This is a genomic window from Streptomyces sp. NPDC058240, from assembly GCF_042882135.1.
Taxonomy (GTDB): Bacteria; Actinomycetota; Actinomycetes; order Streptomycetales; family Streptomycetaceae; genus Streptomyces.
The window spans coordinates 124,096-142,098 of the sequence record NZ_JBHVWT010000014.1 but is presented as its reverse complement, the minus strand read 5'-3'; the positions used below and the strand labels follow the sequence as shown (position 1 = coordinate 142,098).

Below are 18,003 nucleotides of genomic sequence, written 5' to 3'. Positions count from 1 at the left end.
GGGGGGGGGGACCTTGTTTTTTGTGGTGTGGTTTTGGGGGGGGGGTTGGTGGGGGGCCGGGGGGTGGGGGGGGCCCCTTGGGGGGGGCCCCCCCCGACAGGCTCTCAGCGCATCAGCACGCCCGCACCGTCCCCCGCCGCCTCCGTGGGCAGCGCCACCAGGCCGAGTTCCGCTCCGGTCGCCAGCAGCGGATGGGCCGGAAGCGCCCGCACCGTGTAGCCGTACGGCCCCGTGCGGTCGAGGGCGAGCGGCCCCTCGTAGAGCCAGCGGCCCTCCAGGTCCTGGCCCCCGGCCGGTTTCAGCGGGAAGACCTGGGCGTCCGAGATCCCGTCGGCGGCGTCCACCCGGCCGGCCACCGCCTGCACCTCCACGTCGTCCGGCTCCAGCACCCCGAGGGCGACCCTGGCCCGGAGCGTCAGCGTCGCCCCCAGCTCGGCCGAGCCGTCCGCCGCGGTGGGCGCCACGGCCTCCACATGGTCGACGGCCACGCGCGGCCAGGCGGCACGGACCCTGGCCTTCCAGTCGGCGAGCCGGCGCGCCGTCCCGGGGTCCAGCGCGCGCCGGGCGCGCGCGGCGGGCGCGTACAGCCGCTCCACGTACTCGCACACCATCCGCCCGGCCAGCACCTTGGGACCGAGCGTGCCCAGCGTGCGGCGGACCATCTCGATCCAGCGCTCCGGAAGCCCCTCGTCGCCCCGGTCGTAGAAGCGGGGCGCGACCCTGTCCTCGATCAGCTCGTAGAGGGCGGCGGCCTCCAGATCGTCCCGGCGGTCCTCGTCCAGGGCCAGACCGTCGGCGGTCGGGATCGCCCAGCCGAAGTCCGGCTCGAACCACTCGTCCCACCAGCCGTCGAGCACCGAGAGGTTGAGGCAGCCGTTGAGCGCGGCCTTCATCCCGCTCGTACCGCAGGCCTCCAGCGGGCGCAGCGGATTGTTCAGCCATACGTCGCAGCCCGGGTAGAGCTTCTGCGCCATGGCCATCCCGTAGTCCGGCAGGAAGACGATGCGGTGGCGCACCCGGGGATCGTCGGAGAACCGCACCAGCTCCTGCACCAGCCGCTTTCCGCCGTCGTCGGCGGGGTGGGCCTTGCCGGCGACGACGATCTGGATCGGGCGGGTCGGGTGGAGCAGCAGTTCCATCAGCCGGTCGCGGTCGCGCAGCATCAGCGTGAGCCGCTTGTACGAGGGAACGCGCCGGGCGAAGCCGATCGTCAGCACGTCCGGGTCCAGCACGCCGTCGATCCAGCCGAGTTCGGCCGGCTCGGCGCCCCGGGCACGCCATGAGGCGTGCAGCCGCTCGCGCACCTCGGTGACCAGCTGTCCGCGCAGGGACCGCCGCAGGTCCCAGAGTTCCCGGTCCGGGACCTCGGCGGCGGAGTCCCAGCGTCCGGGCGTGCCGCCGTAGCGGTTGCGCAGCCGGAAGACCTCGGGCGCCACCCAGGTGGGTGCGTGGACCCCGTTGGTCACCGAGGTGATCGGCACCTCGGCCGCGTCGAAGCCCGGCCACAACCTGGCGAACATCTCCCGGCTGACCGAGCCGTGGAGGGTGGAGACCCCGTTGGCCCGCTGGGCGAGCCGCAGTCCCATCACCGCCATGTTGAAGAGACCGGTCTCACCGTCGGGGTGGGTCTCCATGCCCAGTTGCAGGATGCGTTCGGCGGCCACGCCCGGGAGTTCGCCGTCGTCGCCGAAGTGCCGGGCGACGAGTTCGCGGTCGAAGCGGTCGATCCCGGCGGGCACCGGCGTGTGGGTGGTGAAGACCGTGCCGGCCCGTACGGACTCCACCGCGGAGTCGAAGTCCATTCCGGTGCCGGAGAGTTCACGGATGCGTTCGAGTCCGAGGAAGCCGGCGTGCCCCTCGTTGGTGTGGAAGACCTCGGGATCCGGGTGCCCCGTGAGCCGGCAGTACGTCCGCACGGCCCGTACGCCGCCGATGCCCAGGAGCATCTCCTGGAGGAGCCGGTGCTCGCTGCCGCCGCCGTACAGCCGGTCGGTCACCTCGCGTTCGCCCGGCGCGTTCTCCTCCACGTCGGAGTCGAGCATCAGCAGCGGTACGCGTCCGACCCGGGCCTGCCAGATGTGGGCGTGCAGCGAACGGCCGCCGGGCAGGGACAGCACCACCCGGCTCGGGGTTCCGTCGGCCTCGCGCAGCAGGGCGACCGGGAGCTCGTTCGGATCGAGTACCGGATAGTGCTCCTGCTGCCAGCCGTCGCGCGACAGGCTCTGGCGGAAGTAGCCGTGCCGGTAGAGCAGTCCGACCCCGACGAGGGGGACGCCCAGATCGCTGGCGGCCTTGAGGTGGTCGCCGGCGAGGATACCGAGCCCGCCGGAGTACTGGGGCAGGGCCGCGGTCACTCCGAACTCGGGCGAGAAGTAGGCGACGGCGGCCGGGAGTTCCGCTCCCAGCTCCAGCTGTTCCTGGTACCACCTGGGTCCGTGCAGGTAGTCCCGGAGGTCCTGGGAGGCCCCGGTCAGCCGGTGCAGGAACTGCTGGTCCCGGGCCAGCTCGGCGAGTCGTCCGGCGGATACGGCACCGAGCAACCGCACCGGATCGCATTCCGCCGTCCGCCGGACCTCCGGGTCGACGGCCTGGAACAGCTCACGGGTCTCGGTGTGCCAGGACCAGCGCAGATTGTGGGCGAGGTCGCTGAGCGGTCGAAGGGGTTCGGGGAGGACGGGGCGCACGGTGAACCGACGAATGGCCTTCACGTGTTCCACCTTTACAGGGGACGTACGGATCCGAGGGGACGCACCACGGTGTGCGGCGCTCCGTCACCCTCGACGGCAGCGGCGGGCCCCGCCCCATCCGTAACCGGATTCCCGCACGACCCCTCCAGGCACATCGACCACACAGGTAATGGCCGATTCCATTCCCCCGTCCGGTCTTGTGGCACTCCACACCAAGGAGAAAGCTGCCCAGTGGCGTCCGGAGGGTCACCGGCGAGCCCGCGCACACGGGGCGACGCCCGGTGCGAACAGGTCGTCATGAATACGCCCGAGTAGTTAACAGAATCACTGGATTGGCCCACCGGGAATCGTGGGAAGGCTTCTCCGGTACACAGTCCGAGTGCGCCCCGGGCACCAAATGAATACCGCCCGAATGCAGCAAGAATGCGAGGCATCCGCGGGTGTGGAGTTCATCCGGTTCACATGCGCGAAACATACCCGCGCCCAGGTCATTCGACTGCCATTCGAGTGAATGCGGACAGGAGCGGCCATGCCCACACCCCACCAGCCGTCGACGGAGCAGCTAGAAAGGACGGACCCCATCGGTCGCGGTGCGCGCATTTCGCCCTCCGCCACTGTGCCGCGCCCCGTTCGGCCCGAACCCCAGTCCCCAGGTGATTCCATGATCGGTCGCATTCCCGTCCTCGACGTCCGTCCCCTCGTCGACTGCGGCAGAAGGCCCGCCAAGGCCGTTGCCGATGAGACCTTCCAGGTGACCGCGACCGTCTTCCGCGAGGGGCATGAGGCCGTCGCCGCCAATGTGCTCCTGACGGACCCGAGCGGGCGGCCCGGCCCGTGGACGCCGATGCGCGAGCTCGCTCCCGGCACCGACCGCTGGGGCGCCGATGTCACCCCGGTCTCCGAGGGCCGCTGGACGTATACGGTCGAGGCCTGGAGCGATCCGGTCACCACCTGGCGGCAGCGCGCCCGGATCAAGATTCCGGCGGGGATCGACACCGCGCTCGTCCTGGCGGAGGGTGCCGAGCTGTACGAGCGGGCCGCCGGGGGCGTGCCCAAGCGGGACGGCCGCGAGGCGGTGCTGGCCGCCGTCGACGCGCTGCGCGACACGTCCCGCCCGGCCGCCGCCCGGCTGGCCGCGGCGCTTGCCCCCGAGGCGCAGGCCGCGCTCGCCCGCCATCCGCTGCGCGAACTGGTCAGCGCGTCCCGGCCGCTGCCACTGGTGGTCGAGCGCCGGCGGGCCCTGTTCGGTTCCTGGTACGAGCTGTTCCCGCGCTCGGAGGGGGCCAGGGTCGAACCGGCCGCGCCGACGAGAAGGAAGGGCGGGGCGGGCCGGGCCGGGAAGCCGGCGAGGATCGTCAGCGGTACCTTCCGCACGGCCGCCGAGCGGCTTCCCGCGGTCGCCGCGATGGGCTTCGACGTGGTCTATCTCCCGCCGATCCACCCCATCGGAACCACCCACCGCAAGGGCCCCAACAACTCGCTCTCCCCGGCCCCGCACGACGTGGGGGTGCCGTGGGCGATCGGCTCCGCGGAGGGCGGTCACGACGCCGTCCATCCCGGGCTCGGCACCCTCGAAGACTTCGATCATTTCGTCGGGACAGCCCGCGATCTGCGTATGGAGATCGCCCTCGATTTCGCGCTCCAGTGTTCTCCCGACCACCCCTGGGTGGAGAAACACCCGGAGTGGTTCCACCATCGTGCGGACGGCACGATCGCCTATGCCGAGAATCCGCCGAAGAAATACCAGGACATCTATCCGATCGCCTTCGACAAGGATCTGCGCGGACTGGTCACCGAGACCGTGCGCATTCTGCGGTTCTGGATGGATCACGGGGTGCGGATCTTCCGCGTCGACAATCCGCACACCAAGCCGGTGATCTTCTGGGAGAAGGTGATCGCGGACATCAACCGGACCGACCCCGATGTGATCTTTCTCGCCGAGGCATTCACCCGGCCCGCGATGATGAAGACGCTCGCGGCCATCGGCTTCCAGCAGTCCTACACGTATTTCACCTGGCGCAACACCGGGCAGGAAATCACCGAATACGTCACGGAGTTGTCCGGCGAAACCGCTTCCTACATGCGGCCCAACTTCTTCGTGAACACGCCGGACATCCTGTCCGGCTATCTCCAGGCCGGAGGCCGCCCGGCCTTCGAGACGCGGGCCGTCCTCGCCGCGACGCTCTCCCCCTCCTGGGGTGTGTACGCGGGCTACGAGCTGTGCGAGAACACCCCGGTCCGGCCCGGCAGTGAGGAGTACCTCGACTCGGAGAAGTACCAGATCCGGCCCAGGGACTGGGAGTCGGCGGAGCGCGAGGGCCGTTCGCTGGCCCCGCTCATCACCACGCTCAACCGCGTCAGGCGCCGCAACCCGGCTCTGCAGCAGCTGCGCGACGTGCACTTCCACTCCACCGACAACGACGCGTTGATCGCGTACAGCAAGCGTTCGGGGTCGAACATCGTTCTGGTGGTCGTCAACCTCGACCCGCACCACACCCACGAGGCCACGGTCTCGTTGGACATGCCGCGACTCGGCCTCGACCGGCACGAGCGCGTGCCGGTGCGCGACGAGCTCACCGGCGATACCTATCACTGGGGCAGGACCTTCTATGTGCGCCTAGAGCCGGGCGTCACGCCCGCGCACATCGTCGTCCTGCGACCGTCCCCGCCGACCGGAGGGTCACCCACACCATGATCGTCAATGAGCCTGTCCACGACACGTTCGAGGACACCCCGGCCAAGGACCGCGATCCCGACTGGTTCAAGCGCGCCGTCTTCTACGAGGTCCTCGTCAGGTCCTTCCAGGACTCCAACGGCGACGGCATCGGCGACCTCAAGGGCATCACCGCCAAACTGGACTATCTGCAGTGGCTGGGCGTCGACTGCCTCTGGCTGCCGCCGTTCTTCAAGTCGCCGCTGCGCGACGGCGGTTACGACGTCTCCGACTACACCGCCGTGCTGCCGGAGTTCGGTGATCTGGCCGACTTCGTGGAGTTCGTCGACGCCGCGCACCAGCGCGGGATGCGCGTGATCATCGACTTCGTCATGAACCACACCAGCGATCAGCACGACTGGTTCCAGCAGTCCCGCACCGACCCGGAGGGGCCGTACGGCGACTACTACGTCTGGGCCGACGACGACAAGCAGTTCCCGGACGCCCGGATCATCTTCGTGGACACGGAGACGTCCAACTGGACCTTCGACCCGGTGCGCAAGCAGTACTACTGGCACCGGTTCTTCTCCCACCAGCCCGATCTCAACTACGAGAACCCGGCGGTGCAGGAGGAGATCATCTCCGCGCTCCGCTTCTGGCTGGACCTCGGCATCGACGGTTTCCGGGTGGACGCCGTGCCGTATCTCTACCAGCGGGAGGGCACCAACTGCGAGAACCTCCCGGAGACGCACGACTTCCTCAAGCGGGTCCGCAAGGAGATCGACGCTCACTACCCGGACACCGTGCTGCTCGCCGAGGCCAACCAGTGGCCGGAGGACGTCGTCGACTACTTCGGCGAGTACCAGGTCGGCGGCGACGAGTGCCACATGGCGTTCCACTTCCCCGTGATGCCGCGGATCTTCATGGCCGTCCGGCGCGAGAGCCGCTACCCGGTCTCCGAGATCCTGGCGAAGACACCGGCGATCCCGAAGAACTGCCAGTGGGGCATCTTCCTGCGCAACCACGACGAACTCACCCTCGAAATGGTCACGGACGAAGAGCGCGACTACATGTACGCGGAGTACGCCAAGGATCCGCGCATGCGGGCCAACATCGGCATCCGGCGGCGGCTCGCGCCCCTGCTGGACAACGACCGCAACCAGATCGAGCTGTTCACCGCGCTGCTGCTGTCCCTGCCCGGCTCCCCGATCCTCTACTACGGGGACGAGATCGGGATGGGCGACAACATCTGGCTCGGCGACCGGGACGCCGTACGCACCCCGATGCAGTGGACGCCCGACCGGAACGCCGGGTTCTCCTCCAGCGACCCGGGGCGGCTCTACCTCCCCACGATCATGGATCCGGTCTACGGCTACCAAGTCACCAATGTCGAGGCGTCGATGGCGTCGCCGTCGTCGCTGCTGCACTGGACGCGGCGGATGATCGAGATCCGTAAGCAGAACCCCGCCTTCGGTCTCGGCTCGTACAACGAACTGCCGTCGTCGAACCCGGCCGTGCTCGCCTTCACCCGTGAGCACGGGGACGATCTCGTGCTGTGCGTGCACAACTTCTCGCGGTTCGCGCAGCCGACGGAGCTCGATCTGCGGTCGTTCACCGGGCGTCACCCGGTGGAGCTGATCGGCGGGGTACGCTTCCCCGCCGTCGGCCAATGGCCCTACCTGCTGACTCTCGCGGGGCACGGCTTCTACTGGTTCCGGCTGCGCAAGGACGCGCCGCCGAGCTGACCGGACACCCTCTCCCACACCGACCGCGGGGCGGTTTCCGCCGCCCCGCACGGGGCACCCCCCACGTCGCACACGTACGGCCCCTTCCGGGTCCCATCTGGCGTTTCGATCCCATCGAGTCGAGTCCGTACGGACCATCCTGACCCGACACGTCCCGCACAGCCGGACAGCTATTGCCGCAATCCGGGACACTCTTCGCATCCTGTGGTGTGCCCGGGGAAAGGACGCGATGCCATGTCGGAGGCTGCATCCACTCGGGTCGCCCTGGCTGACAGCACAGCCCTGCTCCCGTCTCTCGCCCCCCTGCTGCACGAATGGCTGCCCCGGCAGCGGTGGTTCGCGGGCAAGGGGCGGCCGGTCACCGCGTTCTCGCTGGTGTCGGCGACCGAAATACTGCCCGTGGGCACCGGTTCCGTCGCCGCCGGAACCGGAACCGGGCTGCTCCATCTGCTGGTCCGGGCCCATCAGCCGGCCACGCCCGCGCAGTCGCCGGACGACTGCTACCAACTGCTGCTCGGCGTACGGGCCGCGCTGCCGCCCCGGCTGGCGCCCGCGCTCATCGGCCAGGTGACCGAGGGGCCGCTGGCCGGCCGCACCGTCTACGAGGGGCTGCACGACCCGCGCCTCGCCGCACTCCTGCTGGAACGGTTCCGCACCCCCGGCACGCTCGGCGCCCTGCGCTTCGACCGGAGCGGTCCGGCCATCGCCGCGGGGCTCGCACCGCGGCTGCTCGAAACCGAGCAGTCCAACACCTCGCTCGTCTACGGCGACGCCTACATCCTCAAGATCTTCCGCCGGATCTTCCCGGGCACCAACCCCGATCTGGAACTTCCGCTGGCGCTGGCGCAGGAGGGCTGCGGGCGGGTGCCCGCCCCCGTCGCCTGGTTCGAGTCCATCACCCCCCGGCCGCTCACCCTCGGTGTGCTCCAGCCGTTCCTGAGCGGCGCCGAGGACGGCTGGCGGCTCGCCCTGCGCGCCCTGGCCGCGGGCCTGGACTTCACCGGCGAGGCCCGCGCGCTGGGCCGGGCCACCGCCGAGGTGCACACCGCGCTCGCCGCCGCCCTGCCGACGCCCGCCCTGCAACGCGCCCAGACCGAGCGCCTCGCCGCCTCGATGGTGCGCCGGCTGGAGGCCGCCGCCCAGGCGGTGCCGGAGCTCGTGCCGTACGTCCCCGGGCTGCGTGCCGCCTTCGACGCGGTGGCCGCGCTGGGGCACCGGGGACGCGACTGGGCGGCCCAGCGGGTGCACGGCGATCTCCATCTCGGCCAGACCCTGCGCGCGGCCGACGGTTTCTGGTCACTGATCGACTTCGAGGGCGAACCGGCCAGACCGCTGCCCGAGCGCCGCCGGCCGCAGCTCCCGGTGCGCGACATCGCCGGGATGCTCCGCTCCTTCGACTACGCGGCCCGCTCGCACCGCCCGTGGAACGCCGACTGGGCGGCCCGCTGCCGGACCGCCTACTGCGAGGGGTACGCCGACGCGGCGGGCGTCGACCCGCGCAGCGAACCGGAGTTGCTGCGCGCCCACGAGACCGACAAGGCGGTGTACGAGGTGCTGTACGAGGCACGGCACCGGCCCGACTGGCTTCCGGTCCCGATGGCCGCGATCCACCGTCTGGCCGCCGCCGACGACTGACGGCCCGGCGCGCGTACCCCCTCGTCGCTCTCCCGTCCCCTTCTCCCCCTCAACACCCTCCGAGGAGGCTGTCCCTGTGACCGCCCGCAAGCCGTCCCGAAAGCCGTCCGCCAAAACGCCCGCCCCCACCGAGGTCCCCCGAGTCCAGCCACCGGCACCCGACGGGGCACCGGCCCCCGCGGGCCCGGCCGAGGCGGGGGCGGCGCCGCCGTCGCCGGAACCGGCCGCCCCCGCCGGACGGAAGAAGCCGCCGGCCGAGCGGGCCGGCACCGCGACGCCGCGCCCCCGCCGGAGCGCCGGCAGCCAGGGCGTACGGCAGGCGCGCCCCCTCGACGACGGCGACCGGGGACGGCTGCTCGCCGGTGAGCACCACGCCCCGCACGACCTGCTCGGCGCCCACCCGGTCCGGGGTGGTGTGACCTTCCGGGTGCTGCGCCCGTACGCCCGATCGGTGACCGTCCTCGCCAAGGGGCTGCGGGCGCAGCTGCACGACGACGGCGACGGCTTCTTCTCCGGGCTGCTGCCGATGCCCGCACTGCCCGAGTACCGGCTGCTGGTCGCCTACGACGACAACGAGATCGAGGTGGAGGATCCGTACCGCTTCCTGCCCGCGCTCGGCGATCTCGATCTGCATCTGATCGGCGAGGGGCGGCACGAGGAGCTGTGGACCGCCCTCGGCGCGCAGCCCATGGAGCACCAGGGAGTGGCGGGCACCCGGTTCACCGTCTGGGCGCCCGACGCCCGCGGTGTGCGGGTCATCGGGGACTTCAACTACTGGGACGGCACCGGCTTCCCGATGCGTTCGCTCGGCTCCACCGGGGTGTGGGAGCTGTTCCTGCCCGCGATCGGGGAGGGCGCGCTCTACAAGTTCGACCTCTGCCGCCCGGACGGTTCGCACACGCTGCGCGCCGACCCGATGGCCCGGTACGCCGAGGTGCCGCCCTCCAACGCCTCGATCGTGACGGCCTCGCACCACGAATGGCGGGACCAGGAGTGGATGGCGCACCGCGGGGACGTCCCGGTGCACGAGGCGCCGATGTCCGTGTACGAGGTGCATCTTCCGTCCTGGCGCCCGGGGCTCACCTACCGCCAGCTGGCCTCCCAACTCCCGGCGTACGTAGGGGATCTGGGGTTCACGCATGTGGAGCTGATGCCGGTCTCCGAGCACCCCTTCGGCGGCTCCTGGGGCTATCAGGTCACCGGTTTCTACGCCCCGACGTCGCGCATGGGCACCCCCGACGACTTCCGTTTCCTCGTCGATTCCCTGCACCGGGCCGGGATCGGCGTGATCGTCGACTGGGTGCCCGCGCACTTCCCGCGCGACGACTGGGCGCTGGCCGAGTTCGACGGCCGGCCGCTGTACGAGCACTCCGATCCGTCGCGGGCGGCGCACCCCGACTGGGGCACGCTGGAGTTCGACTTCGGACGCACCGAGGTACGCAACTTCCTGGTGGCCAACGCCACTTACTGGTGCGAGGAGTTCCACATCGACGGGCTGCGGGTCGACGCCGTCGCCTCGATGCTCTATCTCGACTACTCGCGCGAGGAGGGCGAGTGGTCCCCGAACGAGCACGGCGGGCGGGAGAATCTGGACGCCGTCGCCTTCCTCCAGGAGATGAACGCCACCGTCTACCGACGCAATCCGGGTGTGGTGACCATCGCGGAGGAGTCCACCGCCTGGGACGGCGTCACCCGCGCCACCCACCATGTCGGCCCCGGCGGCTTCGGGGGCCTCGGCTTCGGGCTGAAGTGGAACATGGGCTGGATGCACGACTCCCTGGAGTACGTGTCGAAGGAGCCGGTGCACCGCAAGTACCACCACAACGAGATGACCTTCTCGATGGTGTACGCGTACAGCGAGAACTACGTCCTGCCGATCTCGCACGACGAGGTGGTGCACGGCAAGCGGTCGCTGGTCTCCAAGATGCCCGGCGACTGGTGGCAGCAGCGTGCCAACCACCGGGCCTACCTCGGCTTCATGTGGGCCCACCCGGGCAAGCAACTCCTGTTCATGGGACAGGAGTTCGCCCAGGGGGCGGAGTGGTCGGAGGGGCACGGCCCGGACTGGTGGCTGCTCGACCCCTCGTACGCGGCGGAGAGCGACCACCGGGGCGTACGCACCCTGGTGAGCGACCTGAACACGGTGTACGGCGCGACCCCCGCGCTCTGGCAGCGCGACACCGTTCCGGAGGGCTTCGACTGGGTGGACGGCGGCGCGGCCGAGGACAATGTCTTCGCCTTCCTGCGCTACGACGCGCACGGCTCACCGCTCCTGGCCGTCAGCAACTTCTCCCCGGTGGTGCGGCACGACTACCGGGTGGGGGTCCCGGACATGCGCGGGGACCGGGTGGCGTGGGCGGAGGTCCTCAACACCGACGCCGCCCGGTACGGCGGCAGCGACGTGGGCCATCCCGATCCGCTGAAGCCGCAGCCGGTGGCCGCGCACGGCCGGCCCGGCAGCCTGCTGCTGACGCTGCCGCCGCTGGCTACGGTCTGGCTGAAGCCGGTCTGAGGCACGGCGCGGGGCCCGCGACCGTCTCGTTCTCCCGCTCGCGGGCCACGCGCCCCGGCCCGCTCTCACACCGTCTCGAAGACGTCCTCCAGTTCCTGGAGCAGCCGGCGCTTGGGGCGGGCGCCCACCATCGACTTCACGGGTTCGCCGGAGCGGAAGACCATCAGGGTCGGTGCCGACAGCACCGCGTACCGGCTCGCGATGCCCGGATTGGTGTCGATGTCCAGCTGGACGACCTCCATGCGCCCGGCCAGCTCGGTGGCGACGGCGCTGAGCACGGGGGCGATCTGGCGGCACGGGCCGCACCAGTCGGCGGTGAACTCGACCAGCACGGGCAGGTCCGCCGCGAGCACCTCCGTGTCGAAGGTGGTGTCGGTGACCTCGGCCACGCCCTCTGCATGAATCATCTGTCATCCTCCCAGTTCACAACGTGGTTCCGGACCGCCCGGGAGCGCTGCCCCGGCCTCCAGCTCGGCCCTGGCGAGCTCTGCGCCCACCTGGGCGCGGACCGCTTGGAGCTGCTCGATGAGCGAGTCGAGCTCGCCGAGTTTGCGCCGGTAGACGGCGAGCGAGGCGGGGCAGGCGTCACCGGCCGGGTGGCCGGCGCGCAGGCAGTCGACGAACGGCCGGGTCTCCTCCAGCTCGAACCCGAAGTCCTGCAGGGTCCGGATCTGCTGGACCAGCCGCAGATCGTCCTCGTCGTACGCGCGGTAGCCGTTGTCGGCCCGCCGCGCGGACAGCAGCCCGCGTGACTCGTAGTAGCGCAGAGTCCGCGTGGTCGTCCCGGCCCGTTCGGCCAGCTCCCCGATTCGCATGTCCTCGACGGTAGACCTTGACGCGGACGTCAAGGCAAGCGCGAAGGGCCGCCGCGGGGTTCCCGCGACGGCCCTGTACGTGTTCCGGGTGGCTACGCCTTCGCCACCGCGTGCTTCTCCTCGCTGCCCCGCGGCTCCGGGACGGTGCCCGTGTCGGCGTCCTGATTGAGCATCTGCTCGGTCCACGGGAGCGCACCGGAGAGGACCTGGTCCACACGCTCCTTGTCGATCTCCTTGGTCCAGGTGCCGACCAGGACGGTGGCCACCGCGTTGCCCGCGAAGTTCGTCATGGCGCGGGCCTCGCTCATGAAGCGGTCGATGCCGACGATCAGGCCGACGCCGTCGACCAGTCCCGGGCGGTGCGACTGGAGGCCGCCCGCGAGGGTGGCCAGGCCCGCGCCGGTGACTCCGGCGGCGCCCTTCGAGGCGACGATCATGAAGAGCAGCAGCGAGACCTGCTCACCGGCGCTCAGCGGGTCGCCCATCGCGTTGGCGATGAACAGCGAGGACATCGTGAGGTAGATCGCGGTGCCGTCGAGGTTGAAGGAGTAGCCGGTCGGCACGGTGATGCCGACGACCGGCCGGCTGACCCCGAGGTGCTCCATCTTCGCGATGAGCCGCGGCAGGGCGGACTCGGAGGAGGAGGTGGAGAGGATCAGCAGGAACTCGCGGCCCAGGTACTTCAGCAGGGCGATCAGGTTGACCCCGGCGACCAGCCGCAGGATCGTGCCGAGCACCACGAAGACGAAGATCGCGCAGGTGAGGTAGAAGCCGATCATGATGATCGCGAGGGACTTCAGCGCGTCGACGCCGGTCTCGCCGACCACCGCGGCCATCGCGCCGAACGCGCCGACCGGGGCCGCCCACATGATCATGGCGAGGATCCGGAAGACGAGGCGCTGGATGTGGCCGATGCCGCGCAGCACCGGCTCGCCCGCCGAGCCCATGGCCTGGAGCGCGAAGCCCGCGAGCAGGGCGATGAGCAGGGTCTGCAGCACCTCGCCCTCGGTGAAGGCGGAGACGATCGTGGTCGGGATGATGCCGAGCAGGAAGTCGGCGGTGGACTCGCCCGCACCGGCCGCCTGCTTCTCGCCCGCGGCGCGTACGGCCTCGGTGAGGTGGAGGCCCTGGCCGGGCTCCAGGAGGTTGCCGACGAGCAGACCGATGGCCAGCGCGACGGTCGACATGACCAGGAAGTAGCCGAGGGCGAGGCCGCCGACCGCGCCGACCTTGGCGGCCTTGCGCACCGAGCCGACGCCCAGCACGATCGTGCAGAAGATGATGGGCGAGATCATCATCTTGATCAGGTTCACGAAGCCGGTGCCGATCGGCTTGAGCTCGACGGCGACGCCCGGGGCCGCGAAGCCCACGAGGATGCCGAGCCCCACCGCCGCGATCACGGCGAGATACAGATAGTGCGTGCGGTCCCGCTTGGCGGCTGCCACTCCCACGGGGGTTCTCCTCGGTTCGTCCGGGTCACTCCCCCGTCCCTGGGGGCGCAAGGGCTGTCCGGCGGATGGGAGCCGGAAAAACCCTTGGCGAATATCTCGCCCCCTGTGACGCCGGTCACCGTTGCGTGCATTTCGTTCATTGGTTTTCGGCCAGGCAGACTGTGGCCATGCGTCTCCCCCGCCCCCGTACCCGCCCGCGCAGCCTGGCCGGTCAGCTCTTCGCCATGCAGGTGGTGCTGGTGGCGGCGGTGGTGGCGGGGTGCGCGTTCTTCGCCTACGCCTCCGGCAGCGAGCAGGCGAAGGAGACCGCGGCCAAGCAGGTCAGGTCGGCCGCGCTGGCGATCGCCGACTCGCCGTCGGTGCGGGAGGCGATCCGTACCCGGGACCCGTCCGCCGTGCTGCAGCCGTACGCGGAGAAGGTCCGCAAGGACACCGGGATCGCCTTCGTCACGATCATGTCCCCGGACCGGGTCCGCTGGACGCACCCGGACTCCCACCGGATCGGCGAGGAATTCCTCGGGCACACCGCGCGGGCGCTGCGCGGCGAGACGTTCACGGAGACGTACACCGGCACGCTCGGCCCCTCGATCCGGGTCGTCACCCCGATCCGGGACGGCGGCAGGATCACCGGTCTGGTCAGCGCGGGCATCACGGTCGAACGGGTCTCCTCGCAGGTGCGGGCGCAGCTCGGGGCGCTGGGGCTGGCGGCGGGCGGGGCGCTCGCGCTCGGCGGCATCGGCACGTATGTGATCAACGCCCGGCTGCGGCGGCACACGCACGGCATGAACGCCGCCGAGCTGAGCCGGATGCACGACTACCACCAGGCCACGCTGCACGCGGTGCGCGAGGGGCTGCTGATGCTCGACGGGCGGCGACGGATCGCGCTGATCAACGACGCGGGCCGGGAACTGCTCGGTCTGGAGCCGGGTGCGGTTGGGCGCAGGATCGTCGAGCTGGATCTGCCGGCGCCGCTGACCGGTGCGCTGCTCGCCTCCGAGGAGCGGGTCGACGAACTGCATCTGACGGCGGACCGGGTGATCGTGGTCAACACCCGTCCGGTGGTGGGCGGGGAGCAGCGCGGGACGGTCGTGACGCTGCGCGATCACACGGAACTCCAGGCGCTGTCCGGCGAGTTGGACTCGGAGCGGGGGTTCACCCAGGCCCTGCGCTCGCAGGCGCACGAGGCGGCGAACCGGCTGCACACCGTCGTCTCACTGATCGAACTGGGCCGGGCCGAGGAGGCGGTGGGCTTCGCCACCGCCGAGCTGGAGCTGGCCCAGGCCCTCACCGACCGGGTGGTGGGCGCGGTCGCCGAACCGGTGCTGGCCGCACTGCTGCTCGGCAAGGCGGCGCAGGCGAACGAACGGGGGGTGGAGCTGGTGCTCGCGGACGACAGCCTGATCGACGACGGCGCCCTGCCGGCGACGCTGCCGCAGCGGGATCTGGTGACGATCCTCGGCAATCTGATCGACAACGCGGTGGACGCGGCGTCGGAGGCGGTGACCGGCGTGCCGGGTCCCGGGTCCGTGCCCGCCCAGCGGGGTGCGGGGAGCGGCCGGGCCGCCCGTGCCCGGGTCACCGTCACCGCGCTGGCCGGGGAGGGCGAACTGCTGCTGCGGGTCGCCGACACGGGGGCCGGGATCGATCCCCGGGACGCCGCCGAGGTCTTCGAGCGCGGCTGGTCGACGCACGGCACCGGCCGCGGGATCGGGCTGGCGCTCGTCCAGCAGGCGGTGCACCGCAACGGCGGGACGGTCGCGCTGGACGGCGGGACGGACGGCGGGGCGCGATTCACGGTACGGCTGCCACTGACCGTCGCCGGCCGTCCGGCGCACACCACGAAGGAGGCCACGGCGTGATCCAGGTGCTGGTCGTCGAGGACGATCCCGTAGCCGCGGACGCCCATCGGCTCTACGTGGGCCGCGTCCCCGGATTCACGGTGGCGGCCGTCGCGCATTCGCGTGCGGAGGCGGTGCGGGCGCTGGACCGTACCCCGGTCGATCTGCTGCTCCTTGATCTGTATCTGCCCGACGGGCACGGGCTGCAACTGCTGCGCTCGCTGCGCGCGGCCGGGCACTCGGCGGATGTCATCGCGGTGACGTCGGCCCGCGATCTGGCGGTGGTCCGGGAGGGAGTGTCGCTCGGTGTCGTCCAGTACGTGCTGAAGCCGTTCACCTTCGCCACCCTGCGCGACCGGCTCGTGCGCTACGCGGAGTTCCGCGCGGCGGCCGGTGAGGCGAGCGGCCAGGACGAGGTGGACCGGGCGCTCGGAGCCCTGCGCGCGCCGCAGCCGGCCCGGCTGCCGAAGGGGCTGAGCGGCCCGACGCTGGAGGCCGTGACCCGCGCCCTGCGGGCTGCCCCGGACGGGGTGACGGCGGCGGCGGCCGGGGAGGAGCTGGGCATCTCGCGGATCACCGCACGCCGCTATCTGGAGCATCTGGTGACGGTGGGACGTGCGGTGCGCAGTCCGCAGTACGGCCAGATCGGGCGCCCGGAGCTGCACTACCGGTGGGTGAGCCAGAATCCCTGAGCCGTGCCCGGCCATGGTCCGCCGGGCGGGCCCTCGGACGTTCCTACGAGCCGTGGATATCGGTGGAACACACCGTAGTCATTCCATGCCTTGACTCCTACGGTGGGGCCGTGCACCCCTCCCCGCCGTTCAACGCCCCCGCCGCGCGCCGACTGCGCGAGGCCCTGGGGATGCTTCCCGGCCACGTCGCGTACGGTCTCGGGGCCCAGTACGGGCTCCGGATCAGCACCGAGACGGTGGTCGCCTGGGAGCGCGGGCTCGCCGTCCCGAGCGAGTACGAACTCACGGCGCTGGCCGGGGTGTTGTGGTGCTCGCCGGGCGAACTGCTCACCGCCGCGCGCACCCTGCGGGAGCACCGGGTGGCCAGGGAGCTGGCCGTGGAGGAGCTGGCGCGGCTGCTGGGGCTGACCGCCTCCGCGTATCTGCGGATGGAGGACTCGGGGCGCTGGCGCGGCAACGAGCGCCAGTCCGCGGTGCTCGCCGAGGTGCTGGGGCTGACGCCCGCCGGGTTCGTGACGGTGTCCGGCCGGGACGAGGAGCTGGCGGAGCTGCTGCGCGGCGCGGTGACGACGCGCTGGCAGGCCCAGCTGCGGGCGGTGGCGAAGCTGGTGCCGCTGGAGCGCGGCTTCCTCCAGGACGTACTGGAACAGCTGCACGCCGACTACCAGTCGCTGATGGTGTCGACGCTGAGCTGGAGCACGGGTACGGAGCGGGCCGGGGCGACGGGCGACGCGGGACGGGTGTTCCTGGCGGAGGTCCTGGAACGGTTCTGGCGGGCGGCGGGGGTGCCGGGGCCGGACGGGTGAGAGGCTGTCGGGTGACCTTCGATCGCCCGGTCCGAGGTCACCCGACAGGCTCTCAGCCGCCGGCCGCGTCCGGAGCCACCGGGTCGAAGGAGAACAGGTTCCCCCGGTCCGCTCCGTCGCAGCCCGTCTGCACCATCTTGGCGCCGCGCTCCTTGCTGTTCCCCTCGGCACCGACGCACAGGCGAGTGTGGAGGGGACGGATCCGGTACCCCTCGACGGGACGGCCCACGGGCTCGACCGAGAACGCCTCCGCGTCGCCACGATCGCCGCACCCCTGGTCCTGCAAGGAGGCTCCGGCATCCCGTATCCCGTCCCAGACGCCGGTGCAGCCCAGGTCGTAGTCCGGGTGATCGGTCACGATCCGCCAGGCGCCGCCGTCCAGCGGTTCGAGGGAGAAACTCGGGATCGTCTCCTGCTCGCACGACACCTGGTACAGCCGCCCGCTCCTGCTGCCCCGCTCCTCGGAGAGGCAGAACCCGGAGTGCACGGACCGTATCTGCACCGTCCGCCCCGCCACGGGCCCGGTCGTGCGGCGGGATTCCGGCCGGTCGTCGTCCTGTACGAGAAGGACGACGGCCACCGCGGCGGCGGCGAGCACGACCAGCGAGACGACGGCCGCCAGGACGGTCCTGGAACGGCGACGACGGGCGGGGGACGTCGCGGGGACCGGAACGGTGGGCGGCTCGGACGGCTGCTCGGACGGCTGCTCGGACGGCTGCTCCGGGGTCTGCTCGGCCGACCGCTCGGGCGACTGCTCCGGGGAGCGCCCGGCCGGTGCGTCCCGTGCCGTCCCGGAATCCTGGGCTCCGGTCTCGCCCTCTCCCGCGCCCCCTCCCCCGGCCCGCTGCCCGCGCGCGGTGAGTTGCTTGCGTACGGCGAGCCAGTTCGCCGCCTCCGCGGGCCCGCAGCCGCAGGCCCGTACGAAGGCGGCGAGGAGTTCCTCGCGCGGGACCGACGTACGCCCCAGCATGTTGGCGATCGTGGAGCGCGGCAGTACGTCCCCGACCACGTCGGCCCGCTGGGCCAGTTCCCGCAACGTCAGCCCCGAGGCGTCCTTGAGCACCCGTAACAGGGCTATGAACTCGGGCGCGCTGCGCGCCTCACGAGGATCCGGAGCCCTGCCCTCGACCACCATGCGCTGTGCCTCTCCCCTGGATTCCACGCCCGGA

General features: G+C 71.3%; 12 protein-coding genes. 7 read left to right on the top strand and 5 right to left on the bottom strand.

All coding sequences use genetic code 11. The features are described from left to right. Window positions 1–104: 104 nt before the first annotated feature. Window positions 105–2,708, bottom strand: coding sequence for an alpha-glucan family phosphorylase (gene glgP / locus ACFVX4_RS22810; protein WP_389980246.1), 2,604 nt, complete (start codon window positions 2,706–2,708; stop codon window positions 105–107). A gap of 640 nt (window positions 2,709–3,348) precedes the next feature. On the opposite strand from glgP, the gene ACFVX4_RS22805 reads away from it, so the two are divergent. From ACFVX4_RS22805 to glgB, 4 genes are all read left to right on the top strand, one after another. Further along, a complete protein-coding gene (locus ACFVX4_RS22805) occupies window positions 3,349–5,382 on the top strand; it encodes an alpha-1,4-glucan--maltose-1-phosphate maltosyltransferase (RefSeq protein ID WP_389980244.1) in 2,034 nt (677 codons plus the stop codon). Next, window positions 5,379–7,085 carry a maltose alpha-D-glucosyltransferase gene (gene treS / locus ACFVX4_RS22800; RefSeq protein WP_389980242.1) on the top strand — a complete coding sequence of 569 codons (1,707 nt, stop codon included), beginning with the start codon at window positions 5,379–5,381 and terminating at the stop codon, window positions 7,083–7,085. The genes ACFVX4_RS22805 and treS overlap by 4 nt, the downstream gene beginning before the upstream one ends. A 234-nt stretch (window positions 7,086–7,319) precedes the next feature. Next, window positions 7,320–8,720: a maltokinase gene (locus ACFVX4_RS22795; RefSeq protein ID WP_389980240.1), complete on the top strand. Its 1,401-nt coding sequence runs from the start codon at window positions 7,320–7,322 to the stop codon at window positions 8,718–8,720. Between the two features lie 76 nt (window positions 8,721–8,796). Then, window positions 8,797–11,232, top strand: coding sequence for a 1,4-alpha-glucan branching enzyme (glgB, locus tag ACFVX4_RS22790; protein WP_389980238.1), 2,436 nt, complete (start codon window positions 8,797–8,799; stop codon window positions 11,230–11,232). 65 nt (window positions 11,233–11,297) lie between these two features. Here glgB and trxA read toward each other — a convergent pair whose 3' ends face one another. The 3 genes from trxA to ACFVX4_RS22775 all read right to left on the bottom strand — a co-directional run bounded on the left by trxA (window position 11,298) and on the right by ACFVX4_RS22775 (window position 13,498). Next, the gene (gene trxA, locus ACFVX4_RS22785) at window positions 11,298–11,639 is read right to left on the bottom strand and encodes a thioredoxin (protein WP_323180280.1); all 342 of its coding nucleotides are present in this window, start codon (window positions 11,637–11,639) and stop codon (window positions 11,298–11,300) included. A gap of 3 nt (window positions 11,640–11,642) precedes the next feature. Next, a complete protein-coding gene (locus tag ACFVX4_RS22780; RefSeq protein WP_389980236.1) occupies window positions 11,643–12,047 on the bottom strand; it encodes a MerR family transcriptional regulator in 405 nt (134 codons plus the stop codon). Window positions 12,048–12,139: 92 nt separating this feature from the next. Then, window positions 12,140–13,498 (bottom strand): cation:dicarboxylate symporter family transporter, encoded by a 1,359-nt coding sequence (locus ACFVX4_RS22775; RefSeq protein WP_389980234.1) that lies wholly within the window; start codon window positions 13,496–13,498, stop codon window positions 12,140–12,142. 167 nt (window positions 13,499–13,665) lie between these two features. On the opposite strand from ACFVX4_RS22775, the gene ACFVX4_RS22770 reads away from it, so the two are divergent. The 3 genes from ACFVX4_RS22770 (at window position 13,666) to ACFVX4_RS22760 (ending at window position 16,834) form a co-directional block, all read left to right on the top strand. Beyond that, window positions 13,666–15,357 carry an ATP-binding protein gene (locus tag ACFVX4_RS22770; RefSeq protein ID WP_389980232.1) on the top strand — a complete coding sequence of 564 codons (1,692 nt, stop codon included), beginning with the start codon at window positions 13,666–13,668 and terminating at the stop codon, window positions 15,355–15,357. Continuing rightward, on the top strand, window positions 15,354–16,028 hold the full coding sequence (locus ACFVX4_RS22765) for a response regulator (RefSeq protein WP_389980230.1): 675 nt from the start codon (window positions 15,354–15,356) through the stop codon (window positions 16,026–16,028). Before ACFVX4_RS22770 ends, ACFVX4_RS22765 begins: the two co-directional genes overlap by 4 nt. Window positions 16,029–16,198: 170 nt before the next feature. Beyond that, window positions 16,199–16,834, top strand: a complete 636-nt coding sequence (locus ACFVX4_RS22760) for an XRE family transcriptional regulator (protein ID WP_389980322.1) — start codon at window positions 16,199–16,201, stop codon at window positions 16,832–16,834. 52 nt (window positions 16,835–16,886) lie between these two features. On the opposite strand, the gene ACFVX4_RS22755 is transcribed toward ACFVX4_RS22760, so the two are convergent. After that, complete coding sequence (locus ACFVX4_RS22755) at window positions 16,887–17,996, bottom strand: helix-turn-helix domain-containing protein (protein WP_389980228.1); 1,110 nt, start codon at window positions 17,994–17,996, stop codon at window positions 16,887–16,889. Window positions 17,997–18,003: the final 7 nt, after the last annotated feature.

Coding starts and splice junctions, on each gene's coding strand:
- ACFVX4_RS22805 (WP_389980244.1), top strand. CDS start 3,349: ATGATCGGTCGCATTCCCGTCCTCGACGTCCGTCCCCTCGTCGACTGC.
- treS (WP_389980242.1), top strand. CDS start 5,379: ATGATCGTCAATGAGCCTGTCCACGACACGTTCGAGGACACCCCGGCC.
- ACFVX4_RS22795 (WP_389980240.1), top strand. CDS start 7,320: ATGTCGGAGGCTGCATCCACTCGGGTCGCCCTGGCTGACAGCACAGCC.
- trxA (WP_323180280.1), bottom strand. CDS start 11,639: ATGATTCATGCAGAGGGCGTGGCCGAGGTCACCGACACCACCTTCGAC.
- ACFVX4_RS22780 (WP_389980236.1), bottom strand. CDS start 12,047: ATGCGAATCGGGGAGCTGGCCGAACGGGCCGGGACGACCACGCGGACT.
- ACFVX4_RS22770 (WP_389980232.1), top strand. CDS start 13,666: ATGCGTCTCCCCCGCCCCCGTACCCGCCCGCGCAGCCTGGCCGGTCAG.
- ACFVX4_RS22760 (WP_389980322.1), top strand. CDS start 16,199: ATGCTTCCCGGCCACGTCGCGTACGGTCTCGGGGCCCAGTACGGGCTC.